Below are 11756 nucleotides of genomic sequence, written 5' to 3' on the forward strand. Positions count from 1 at the left end.
GTATGTCAAATCTAATCTTGATTGCTGATGATGAAATAGATATCGTGAATCTACTCCAAAATTATTTCGAAATCAATGGTTATCGGGTTATCACAGCAAGGAGTGGGACCGAAGTATTGCAGCAAGTTGAGTTTGATCCAGATCTTATTTTACTGGATATTCATATGCCAGATCTGGATGGCATTGAGGTTTGTACACGGATACGCAATTTTGTGTCCTGTCCTATTCTGTTTTTAACGGCAAAGGTAGAAGAGGCCGATAAGCTCAATGGATTCCGTGTCGGTGGGGACGACTATATTGTCAAGCCATTCAGCATTGAGGAGGTAGGGGCTAGAGTATCTGCACACTTGCGTCGCGAGCAGAGGCAGCGTTATAAGACCCAATCGAAATTCATTGATGATTTAGTCGTTGATTATTCTGCACGTGCTGTTTATTATCAAAACGGACCAATTTCATTTGCCAAAAAAGAATTTGATATTATTGAATTGCTATCCATGAACAAGGGTCAGATTTTTGATAAAGAGCGGATTTATGAACGAGTATGGGGGTATGACAGCGAGGGAGACAGCGCCGTTGTCGTTGAGCATATTCGAAGAATTCGAGCCAAATTAGCTTCGGTGAACAGTCATACGTATATTGCAACCATATGGGGTGTGGGATACAGATGGGTAGGATAATAGCAGGAATCCGCAACCTTTCGATTAGAAAGAGCTTTATGCTATATATGTTCATATTTCTAATGATGGCGGCTCTGCTTAGCTCTGTTGCAATTGGAGCTTCAAATGGAGTTAGAAACGATCTCTATCATAAATATAACGCTCCGAACAAGAATAGTTCTGAGCCTATAAATAATCATTATACGCCGAATGATGAAATTATTCTTCAAATTTGCGATATTGTTGAAGCATGGTCTATTCCGATATTTCTTGGACTGTGCAGCATGTTGTCCTCGTTTGTATTTTATCGCCATAAACTGAAAAAACCTATTGCACTATTAGGCATGGCTTCTGAAAAAATAGCGAATCATGACTTGAATTTTCATATCCATTATGAGAGCAAGGACGAGATGGGGAAGCTCTGCGATTCCTTCGAGAAAATGCGAGCTGCATTGGATGACAACACTCGGCAAATGTGGCGTTCTATGGAGGAGCGCAAACAATTGAATGCTGTTTTTTCCCATGACCTGCGCACACCGCTCACGGTACTTAGGGGATCTACGGATTTCTTGGTGAACTATCTGCCCCAAGGTAAGATCAGTGCAGACAAAGTGATGTCTACCGTATCTGCAATGTCCGCACATATTTTACGGCTGGAGAACTATGTTCAATTGATGAGCGAGATTCAAAGATTGGAAGACAGCAGCATTTACACAACAAACGTAAATATAGATCATTTTATCAAACAGCTTAACAGTATTGCCGAGGTGTTAGTAGAGGGACGTCATCTTAAAATGACATTTGAAAACCATATTGCCCAAACAGAACTGCACTTTGATGCTGACACGGTTATACGGATATTCGAAAATATGCTTAGCAATGCAATTCGTTATGCTGACAAGACAATATCCATAGGTTTGGAATCCATGAATGGCATGCTGTGCATTACAGTTAGTGATGATGGCGAAGGTTTCTCGGAGGAGGATCTCGAACAAGCGACTAAACCGTTCTACAAACGTAAAGCAATAAACGGGAGTGGCGGTTTTGGTTTGGGACTACATATATGCAAGATTTTATCTGAAAAGCATGGTGGAGGACTTAGAATAGCTAACAATGAGACATGCGGAGCGAGAGTAACTGTCATGTTCCAATGTAAAAGTACCAATACACCTAACATCGATATTCGTTGATAAAAAATAGATAATTATTAGATATCCTTTTCTCAGCAGACAGCTAAGGGAAGGATGTTTTTTTGCTTTAAGTGGAGCATTCCTGAAATGGATTCTTTGAGTTTACCCGGAGGGGGCGTTGGATTTGATTCTGGAAGGAAAGAAATTGTGCAAGTATTATGGCACAGGAGAAAGCCAAGTAAAGGCCATACATGAAATTGATTTCACTGTGGAGAAAGGAGAGTTTATCTCCATTGTCGGGCAGTCAGGTGCGGGTAAAAGTACTTTAATGCACATCATTGGTGGTTTGGATGCACCGACAAGCGGCGAAGTCATCATGAATGGAACTTCTATTTATACACTACCGGCAAATCAACTAGCCGTGTTCCGCCGTCGTGAAATCGGTTTTGTCTTCCAATCATTTAATCTCGTGCCATCACTTAACGTATGGGAAAATATCATATTACCCATTGGACTTGACGGAAAAAAGGCTGACGTTGAATACATCAAAGATATTTTAAACACGCTGGATATTTATGAGAAACGAACTAGTCTACCAACGGCGTTGTCAGGGGGACAGCAGCAGCGCGTTGCCATCGCCCGTGCGATTGCTGCTAAACCGTCGATCATCCTTGCCGATGAACCTACTGGGAATCTGGACAGTCGTTCCAGTAGAGACGTCCTGAATCTCCTGAGATTGTCGATACAGAGGTATAACCAGACATTAATTATCGTTACGCATAATGAGGATATCGCATCATTGTCCGACCGAACGGTTCGGGTAGTTGATGGTTCGATCGTTGTGGAGGCATCGCAATGAAAGATACTGTATCCGTACGAGACATAGCATGGAAAAATATAAGCCACTACAAAGGCAGAACCCTGTTAACTATATTTACAACAGCCCTATCCGTTGCCTTAGTATTTGTCGTGTTCACGTACTTTCACTCTGAAGATAACCGCAATAAGAGGGCAGCTATGAATGAAATTGGTGCCTTTCATGTGCAATATGAGGAATTGTCATTGAAGCAACAACAGCAGATCGTGAGTAACCCTAAGATCAAGGAGTATTATCTTTCGTATAACAGCAGAAATATTAGCTCCACTACATTTGAGAAACTGAATATCCATATGGCTATTGGTTACATGGAGGGAATAAATAACGGACTGATTGAACTGAGGCGAGGCCGTGCGCCAGAGGCTGATCATGAAATTGTATTGGATGAATGGCTCCTTCATGAATTAGGTTATTCTTCTGAGTTAGGACAAAGAATCGCGTTAGATTTGCAGGTTATAAGTGATGATCAGACTAAAGAAATAACGAAAACCCTTGAACTGGTAGGTATTACTGAAGACATTGCTATTCGAAAGGCTGCAAGAGCCGGATTGATGTTTGTATCAAAAAGCTTCTCGGAGCAGTATAGTCCGGATCCGGAAGTAACGGTTTTTGCACTACTGAAATCCAACTTAAACGCTGCCTCGGTCGCGGAGGATATAGGTAAACAAGCAGGCTTGTCAGATAAGCAAATTAAAATAAATGAACGCTATACAGGCGCTTATGAACAGAATCCGACAACTATTCTGCAGTCTGCATTAGCTGTGTTGGTTATCGTTTTAAGCTCTGGAATGGTTATTTATAATATTTTCAACATTTACATTTCACAACAAATACGTTTGTTTGGCATGATGAAAGCGATTGGCATGACTCCAAGACAATTACGACGCATGATTCTAATAGAGGGACTGATTATTTCTTTCATCGGCAGTATTGTTGGAATTCTACTGGGAATAGGTTGCAGCTTGGCATTCATTCCGTTTCTCGGAAATGCGGGCTCTACCGATCTTTCTCTGTATGTAGAGATATCTCCATTTCATGTTGGCGTAGCATTCTTATCAGGTCTGCTTTTCGTCATTCTTTCAATCCAATTTCCAGCCAGAAGAGTAGGGAGAATCTCGGAGATTGCAGCGACCCGCTATAATCCGGTTGCTGACGCATGGAGGAAGAGAAAAACAACCAGAAATCAATTGAACAATTCCCTTAGCAGCTTCACCTTGGTATCTGCGCAAGTTATACGTCATCGCAAACGTACTTGGATTACTATCACTTCAATCACTTTGACAGGGCTGATCTTTATCGTTACAAGCAGTATCCTGAACAGTATGAATATGGGCAATGTAGCCGCGAGTATGGTGCCAGGCGATTACAAGCTGAGTGTTAACTCTTACCGAGGAGTGGATGAGCATCTCGATTTGTTGAACGAAGGAATCGTGAAGCAGATACATGATATGAATGGGATTCAGTCTTTGTATACGGAAATGTATGATGAGTTCCTCTATAACAAGCAGGATGCGGCAGTTCATCTTAAAAACATAGAGGATATCCGAAATCCTGCGATTACTTCAGAAATCTATGGCTATGACGATGCTCTAATGCAAAAGACACTACATGCACTAGGGAATAACAGACACGCATTAGAGGAGATGAAGAATGGGAACGTGCTTATTGCCATCGCCGAGGATGGGACCTATAAGGTCGGTGATAAGATCAGAATGACCCCGCTTGGAGAACAGCGGGCAGAGCTTGAATTCACAATCGTCGGCGTTCTTCCTAGTTATATTACTTATAAAGGAGACTCTGCTTATGGAGGGACTTTCATTGTCCATCAGGATATGTTTAAGCGCCTAGGGCTGGATCAGCGTGTCAAGCAAGTCAGTGTGACCGTGCCTAAAAAGGAATTCGAGCATGTAGAACAACGCTTAAAAGAAATTGCTGCGGCCGATCATAGAATTGGGTTTACTTCATTCCAAGAGATTTATCAGGAATTTCATGAGGCGAAACGGTTGATCGAGTTATCCGCCTATGGTTTTATTGCAACGCTGCTCGTCATTAGCATATGTAATCTGGTCAATTCAAATCTGACAAGCATGATAGCTAGAAAAAGGGAGATCAGCGTGATTGAGGCAATTGGGTTGTCACAAAACCAATTAGCAATACAACTTGGTAGCGAAGGATTAGTAGTTATATTGGTTAGTCTGTTGTTGACTTTTATTGTGGGCATACCCACAGGATATATTATCGTTGATATTTTTAAGCGCGAAGCCACCTATGCCCAATATCAATTTCCGATTGGTGCTATGTTGATAATAATAGGTGCCTACATTGCGGTTCAGTTGTTTACGACCTACTATATGCATCGACGCTTTAGAAAGGAAAGCCTGATCGAACGAATTCGGTTTAGTATATGAACAAACGAGGAAATCGACTTACTTCATGAAGGAGGTGTCTTAATATGCATGGGTATAGAGGAGTGTTCAGGAACCATTGTTGGCGTAGTTTTACTGTATTGTTCTTCATTGTACTGTTTTTAACAGCGTGCAGTAAAAACAGCGAGGAGGGTTTTTATCCAGAATATAACGGAGTAAAGTACACAGGTGAAGGGACGCTCGAAACAGAAGTTGATGTAGCAATCTTCAATGAAGATGAGGCTTTGTTTGTGCAGACAGTTAAGATTATGGATGACCATCCTACCGTGGGGAAGGTCATGCAAGCCATTTCAGACGACGATGAACAGGGGGTGCTGATAGAAAAAGACCAGGAAGGGCAAATATTAAGCGTTGATGGTATCGTGAATGACGAAAACAAACATTGGGTGCTTTCTATTAACAACGTAATTGACGAAGGGAACACGGAAGAGATTGAAATTGGCGAGGACCAGTCATTGACGCTAATTTACACTGCCGATCCTTAAAGAAATCTAGCAGCTCAGTTAGGTACCAACTTCCATAAATTCCTTCACAAATCGACGAACTGCTCTAACGGTCGATCACCGGTAATAAAAGGGATGTAAGCTTTGTTTCTTAGCTCGAGAAGCGCCGGTCCATTCTGGACCAGGGAGAGCGTCGCCACTTCCAAGCCATTATAGATCCTGTCCTGATCCGGATTTAAGGCCCATTGCTCTCTTCTTTCAGTTGGCAGAGAGGGAACCATCATGCCAATATTGGCGCCGATGACATTCTGATATAAAGAAATGACGGTACAGGGTTGACCTCCCTGGCACCGCCATTTCTTTATTTTTTGCTGTCTTTTTTATCAATTGAACCGTCTCATTAAGTAAGCAGACTTACTTTGGGGACAGCCCTGTTATATGCATGAAACCTTTATTGGAGTATGGACGAAATGGTGAAACAAATTCATAATGGAACTATATGTTGAAACCGAAGGCACGGCACGTGCGTATTTTTTTTGTGAAATATAGTCATGCAAAGAGAAGTGGGGTACAGTCATGAGAGAATCGTTCAAGCGATTGGTGGAGCACCGTTATTTTCAACCTATTATTATTGGAATCATCTTTTTGAACGGCGTGATCATTGTCGCCGAAACGTACAGCACGAGTCAGTTTCTGGTCTACCTTGACAAAATTATCCTCGGGATTTTTGTATTGGAGATTCTTTTGAAGATTACCGGTCTCGGATTTAAGCGATATTTCTCGAGCGGGTGGAACTGGTTTGATTTCTTGATCGTTGCCTGCAGCCTGATCTTCCTGACCACACCGTTCGTAAGCTCGCTGCGTCTGGTCCGGGTTCTGCGCCTATTCCGAATGATCCCTGCGATTCCGGCACTGCGCAAAATTATCGACTCGTTAATCCGGTCGATGCCGGCTTTAACCGGGGTGCTCGGATTGACGCTGCTTATTTTTACGATTTATGCGATTATTGGCACTACATTTTTTAAGGATGTGCTTCCGTACGAATTTTTTGGCAGCTTCCATAATTCTCTATTCACATTGATGCAGGTGGTCACCTTTGAGTCGTGGGCGAGCCAAGTGGCCAGGCCGGTCATCGCGGAAATGCCATGGGCTTGGATTTATTTTATAACGTTTATTATTGTTGGGGCGCTTGTCATCTTAAACCTCGTAGTTGCTGTTATTCTAAGTTACTTGGGACAGGAAGAGGAAGAGAGTCGGGACGAGCGGCTGGATCAGCTGTTGAAAGAAAATATGGAGCTGAAGAAAGACGTACAGGAAATCAAGCAGCTGCTGCTTGAGCAATACAGGTCGAATCGTTAGTCCCGTCCGTGTGTCAAAAGCAAGATTTTTGCAGGGCCCTCATCGAAGGGTCTTTTTTTCATGGAAGAAAGCTATAGTCGCTTGCATCAGATCACCCAGCACAACAGGGGAACGATCAAGGCAAAGAACGGGGTGGCCAGAGAATTGCTGGAGAACGTATGCTTCCCCCACAAGAAGATGAGCAGGGTTAAGGCTCCCGCTGCTGCGCGCAGCCAGAGCTGCTCCGGATTTCCGCCTGTGAATAAGGCGAAGAACAGAAATCCGACCGCTCCGTAAACGGCGGCTTGTTTAGCCTTATGCAGGGAAGGCAAGAACGAGAGTATGGCATCTGCCGCAAGGGATGCAGTGAGCGCGTAACCGTATACCCAGTGCTCTTGCGGCAGATAGAGGCCTAACCATTCCGAAGCTCGATCAGCGCCGGGAGGCCACACCCAATCGAGCAGGCTCAGCAGCAGCACAACGATGCCGGCGCTGGCCAGCTTGTTTAATGCATAAAATCCCATGTCCATCCGGCCGGACCGTTTAGGAATTCCCGTGTTCATGGTACACATCCTCTGCTTGTTATTCGTAGCTTCTCGAACGCTTAAGGCACCGCTGTTAACTGGTCACCATCTGTCCCCCGTTGACGTGAATAGCCTGACCCGTGACAAAAGAGGAACAGATGGACGACGCCAAGTAAACATAGGCAGGCGCCAGCTCATAGGGTTGTGCCGCCCGCTTCATCGGTGAATCCGTTCCGAACACGGCGACCTCTTCGGCTGGGAAGCTGGATGGGATGAGCGGCGTCCAGACCGAGCCGGGAGCGACGGAATTGACGCGGATGCCTTGATCGACGAGCGAAAGGGCAAGGGATCGGGTAAGGGAAACGATGGCGCCTTTAGTGGAAGAATAGTCGATGAGCTCCTTAAATCCCTGATAGGCGGTAATGGAGGCCGTGTTGATGATCGACGCTCCGGATTTCATGTGGGGCAGCGCAGCTTGGATCATGAAGAAAAAGGGAAAGATATTCGTTTGATAGGTATGATGCAGCTGTTCCTCCGTGATGTCCAAGATGCTGCGCTGAACATACTGGACGGCATGGTTGTTTACAAGCACATCCAGCTTGCCGAAGTGGGCTATCGTCTCGTTTACTACGGCTTCGCAGTTCTTTTTATACCGCAGGTCGATCTTCATTAAGAGGCAGCGTCTGCCGAGCGACTCAATCCGCTGCTTCGTTACTTCCGCATCCGAAGTTTCATATAAGTATGGGATGACCAGATCGGCACCTTCCTTGGCAAAAGCAATGGCCGCCGCTTTGCCGATGCCGCTGTCCCCTCCGGTTACAATGGCGATTTTGCCATCCAGTTTACCGCTGCCCCGGTAGGCGGGATCCTCGCTGATCGGACGCGGTGACATGAGGCTTTCAAGACCGGGCTGGCAGTTTTGATGCTGGGGAGGGAACGCGATGGGCTGTTCCTTGCATTCGGTTTTGGAGCCTACGTATGGAATGGGCTGCTGGGGATTCATTTCCTTCCTCCTTTGATATACAGAGTGTTTTCGTTGAACGCCGATGCTTTATCTCTATGCATCCGCCCAGTCGGGGGTGCCGTTTATGAACAGAATAGGAGAAAGGTCGTGCGCAAACGCGCGGGTTACAGATTTTTACGCTGTCTTTCGGGCTATTGGAGCGAAGTGTAATGGTTGGCGAATTGCCAAGGTTCAATTGCCGGAGCTGCTGCATTGACAAAAGCGCAGACACATTGATACGATGATACTAATTCTGACAAGTTTGCTCTGATTTATATGGGTTGACGTTCGAGAGGACCTTACATAGCGATCTTATGAATGGATGGCGACACTATAACATAAGCCGAGGTGAATGATTATGGCGAAAGCTGTTATTATTAACGGAAGTCCTACAGCCGGATCCCGCTTGAATGCGGTTATGGAATATGCGGAGCAGGCATTGACTGCTGCGAATTTCGAGGTTAGCCGGATCGACGTGGCCGCCCTGCCGCCTGAGGATTTGATTCATACCAAGTTTGAGAGTGAGCATATTGTCAAAGCGAACGGGCTTGTGGCCGAGGCCGATGCCGTGATTGTGGCAAGTCCGGTTTATAAAGCTTCGTTTACCGGTGTTCTGAAGACCTTTTTAGACCTGATTCCGCAAAAAGGCTTGGCCGGCAAAATCGTGCTTCCGATGTTTATCGGCGGCAGTCTCGCACATCTGCTGGCAATTGATTATTCGCTCAAGCCCGTGCTTTCTTCGATCGGGGCCCGTCATATTCTTGGCGGCGTGTACGCGGTGGATGCCCAGGTGGCACGTACCGAGGATGGCGGATTTGACGTAGCGGACGTGCTTCAGGAACGCTTGACCTCCGCGATGGAGGAATTAATTGAAGAAACCCGTTACCGGACAGAACGCGCATAAGGATGGCATGAGTGGACGGCAGGGATATGAAAGCGATAGAGATCATATGGAGGGATACCATTTGCAAAAGCTAGTATTTTTTGTCGGCGTGGCCGGTACAGGCAAGACAACCGTAGCCAAGAAGCTTGCAGTCCGTATACCGGCTGCATTTCTCGACCGTGATACGGTGGGGGGACGCTTTGTTGAGAAGTTCCTGGAAAGTAACGGACTGGATCCGAATGACCGCGATTCTTCCTTTTATAAAGAGAACCTGCGCGATCTGGAATATGATACGACCAAGGATATTTGCATCGAGAACCTGGGTGCCGGACAAAATGTTTTTATGATTTCTCCGTTTACCGCGGAGCTCAAGAACCGCGAATGGATTGAAGAAGTCATTGCATCGGCAGGGTTAACGAAAAGCGACGTTGACGTGAAGGTCATCGTGGTTGCGCTCAAAGACATGGATTTGCAGAAGGAGCGCATCATTGACAGACAGACCGAGCGGGATCAGTGGAAGCTGGATCATTGGGACGACTTCAAGAAGCGCGTCGATTTCGTGCCGGAAGTGAACTGGGACATTCCGCAGACATCCATTAAGGTATTCGATAACAGCGGCGATTTGACGGAAGAGAAGGTTGAGGAGCTCTATCAGTTTATCGTAAGCGAGTAGCATATCAGAATAACACCATTCGATATCGTATAAAAAAAGTGCGTCATACCAGGTGCCCGGCTAGCCCTGTGATGGCGCATTTTTATTGAGTATCGACGAGGCATCAACATCTCGAGGCAATACCCCCTATTATGGCGTGAAAAAGGATGTTCGTATTCACCCTTCAGGGAAACGCCCCATGCTTATGCTCGGAAATATCGAGCGATGGTCCTGAATTGGAACCATTGCTGGAATGATATATAGTAGAGTAGTAATTATAGGTTTCACAATCGAGGAGGGAAAGCGCTTGGATAACGCTGCTATGCTTGCCTATCTACGAAGCGTTGTGTTAATGAGGGATCGCATCCCTTCATTTCATGAATATCCTTTTAATTTGCCGGCCGTTGCGGCTTTGGACGGTCTTCATTTTCATCCGAAGGTTACTTATATCGTAGGCGAGAATGGCATGGGCAAATCCACGCTGCTGGAGGCGATTGCTGTAGCATTGGGTTTCAATCCGGAGGGGGGCACCATCAATTTCTCTTTTTCCACGGCGGAGACGCATTCTGTGCTGTATCAATATATCCGTACGGTTCGAGGAGTCCGGAAGCCGCGGGACGGTTTCTTTTTCAGGGCGGAAAGCTATTATAATGTGGCCTCCGAGGTTGATTCACTGGCGCTTTGGCATTCCTATGGCGGAAAGTCGCTGCATCATCAATCCCATGGTGAGTCCTTCTTTGCGACGTTTCTGCACCGCTTCGACGGCAACGGACTGTACATCATGGACGAGCCGGAAGCGGCCTTGTCGCCATTTCGCCAAATGGCGCTGCTCAGACGCATCCATGACCTGGTCCAGGAAGACTCGCAGTTTATTATTTCCACCCATTCGCCAATTGTTATGGCTTATCCCGATTCCATCATCTACAAGCTGACTTCCGAAGGGGTAGAAGAGTCGAGCTTGGAGGAAACGGATCATTATATGATTACGAAGGAATTCGTAAATCGCCGGGAAGCGATGCTGCACGAATTGTTTGCAGACGATGAGGAATAAACGGGAAAGATAAGGACTTGTAAGATCGCATAGATCTTGCGAGTCCTTTTTATGTAGGAGCCTTTATCGTACCGAGCGTTTCGAGTCAGGGGAATGATTAGGAGTTTTCCATCCGTAGATATTTCTGATGTTAAGAATCATGGATATTCGAAATCCTGAAATAAACTTAGAACAATTTAAGTAATTAGTCAGTTATACCTCGATAAATGGGATAAAATAGAATTATAATCATGAAAATGGTGTTTACAAGTTAGAATCATTGAACTAAAATAAGAAGCGAGGTGAAAAACTCTGGAGAACGGAAGAGAAGCAAGCGTCGAGAGACTCATGGAGATGTATCGTGAGTTATCGGATAAAATGACGAGCCATCGGGTCGTATCTTTTTTGAGTCACTTGAGAAAGAACGATTTAACGATGAATCAGTATAAGATCTTAAGTTTGATCGAGCAGCAGGGTCCACTGCTTCCCAACCGGTTGGCTGAGCATATGGAGCTTAAGGCTGCAACGATCACGTATTTGGTGGACGCTCTGGGACAGCGGGGGCTGGTGGTTCGAACGCCAAATCCCAGTGATGGACGCAGCCACTATGTCAATCTTACGGCAGAAGGCCGGCAGCTTGTGCTCGATGCCCGCAGCGAAGGAGATTATGCCGTCATGGAATCCTTCAAGCAGCTGGATGAGGACGAGGCGGATAACCTGTATATTTTACTGCGATTGCTTGGCAAGAAATTATTTCCATAACACCAAAGACCAAACTCTTTGAATCCCGCCTC

At 45.5% G+C, this 11756-nt stretch carries 13 protein-coding genes; 10 read left to right on the top strand and 3 right to left on the bottom strand.

Annotation, left to right across the window (positions count from 1 at the left end; all coding sequences use genetic code 11):
• Window positions 1–2 precede the first annotated feature (2 nt).
• The 5 genes from BJP58_RS23235 to BJP58_RS23255 all read left to right on the top strand — a co-directional run bounded on the left by BJP58_RS23235 (window position 3) and on the right by BJP58_RS23255 (window position 5574).
• Window positions 3–677, top strand: coding sequence for a response regulator transcription factor (locus BJP58_RS23235; RefSeq protein WP_194540755.1), 675 nt, complete (start codon window positions 3–5; stop codon window positions 675–677).
• 62 nt (window positions 678–739) lie between these two features.
• Window positions 740–1846 carry a HAMP domain-containing sensor histidine kinase gene (locus tag BJP58_RS23240; protein WP_194540756.1) on the top strand — a complete coding sequence of 369 codons (1107 nt, stop codon included), beginning with the start codon at window positions 740–742 and terminating at the stop codon, window positions 1844–1846.
• A 124-nt stretch (window positions 1847–1970) separates the two neighbouring features.
• Window positions 1971–2645 (top strand): ABC transporter ATP-binding protein, encoded by a 675-nt coding sequence (locus tag BJP58_RS23245; RefSeq protein WP_442953937.1) that lies wholly within the window; start codon window positions 1971–1973, stop codon window positions 2643–2645.
• Window positions 2642–5071 carry an ABC transporter permease gene (locus BJP58_RS23250; RefSeq protein ID WP_194540758.1) on the top strand — a complete coding sequence of 810 codons (2430 nt, stop codon included), beginning with the start codon at window positions 2642–2644 and terminating at the stop codon, window positions 5069–5071. Before BJP58_RS23245 ends, BJP58_RS23250 begins: the two co-directional genes overlap by 4 nt.
• Before the next feature lie 44 nt (window positions 5072–5115).
• A complete protein-coding gene (locus BJP58_RS23255; RefSeq protein WP_194540759.1) occupies window positions 5116–5574 on the top strand; it encodes a hypothetical protein in 459 nt (152 codons plus the stop codon).
• 44 nt (window positions 5575–5618) lie between these two features.
• Here the strand turns inward: BJP58_RS23255 and BJP58_RS23260 are convergent, their stop codons facing one another.
• A complete protein-coding gene (locus tag BJP58_RS23260; RefSeq protein ID WP_194540760.1) occupies window positions 5619–5816 on the bottom strand; it encodes a hypothetical protein in 198 nt (65 codons plus the stop codon).
• Window positions 5817–6108: 292 nt separating this feature from the next.
• Here BJP58_RS23260 and BJP58_RS23265 point away from each other — a divergent pair, with 292 nt between their 5' ends.
• Window positions 6109–6891, top strand: coding sequence for an ion transporter (locus BJP58_RS23265; RefSeq protein ID WP_194540761.1), 783 nt, complete (start codon window positions 6109–6111; stop codon window positions 6889–6891).
• Window positions 6892–6977: 86 nt separating this feature from the next.
• Here the strand turns inward: BJP58_RS23265 and BJP58_RS23270 are convergent, their stop codons facing one another.
• The gene (locus tag BJP58_RS23270) at window positions 6978–7433 is read right to left on the bottom strand and encodes a hypothetical protein (protein ID WP_194540762.1); all 456 of its coding nucleotides are present in this window, start codon (window positions 7431–7433) and stop codon (window positions 6978–6980) included.
• 55 nt (window positions 7434–7488) lie between these two features.
• Window positions 7489–8397, bottom strand: coding sequence for an SDR family oxidoreductase (locus BJP58_RS23275; RefSeq protein ID WP_194540763.1), 909 nt, complete (start codon window positions 8395–8397; stop codon window positions 7489–7491).
• Window positions 8398–8755: 358 nt separating this feature from the next.
• Here BJP58_RS23275 and ssuE point away from each other — a divergent pair, with 358 nt between their 5' ends.
• The 4 genes from ssuE to BJP58_RS23295 all read left to right on the top strand — a co-directional run bounded on the left by ssuE (window position 8756) and on the right by BJP58_RS23295 (window position 11724).
• Window positions 8756–9301 carry an NADPH-dependent FMN reductase gene (gene ssuE, locus BJP58_RS23280; protein WP_194540764.1) on the top strand — a complete coding sequence of 182 codons (546 nt, stop codon included), beginning with the start codon at window positions 8756–8758 and terminating at the stop codon, window positions 9299–9301.
• Between the two features lie 61 nt (window positions 9302–9362).
• Window positions 9363–9953: a P-loop nucleotide/nucleoside kinase family protein gene (locus tag BJP58_RS23285; RefSeq protein WP_071222319.1), complete on the top strand. Its 591-nt coding sequence runs from the start codon at window positions 9363–9365 to the stop codon at window positions 9951–9953.
• A gap of 286 nt (window positions 9954–10239) precedes the next feature.
• The gene (locus BJP58_RS23290) at window positions 10240–10983 is read left to right on the top strand and encodes an AAA family ATPase (RefSeq protein ID WP_194540765.1); all 744 of its coding nucleotides are present in this window, start codon (window positions 10240–10242) and stop codon (window positions 10981–10983) included.
• 327 nt (window positions 10984–11310) lie between these two features.
• On the top strand, window positions 11311–11724 hold the full coding sequence (locus BJP58_RS23295) for a MarR family winged helix-turn-helix transcriptional regulator (protein ID WP_194540766.1): 414 nt from the start codon (window positions 11311–11313) through the stop codon (window positions 11722–11724).
• The last annotated feature ends 32 nt before the right edge of the window (window positions 11725–11756 follow it).

Origin of the sequence: Paenibacillus sp. JZ16, from assembly GCF_015326965.1 — a bacterium.
Lineage (GTDB): Bacteria > Bacillota > Bacilli > Paenibacillales > Paenibacillaceae > Paenibacillus_AQ.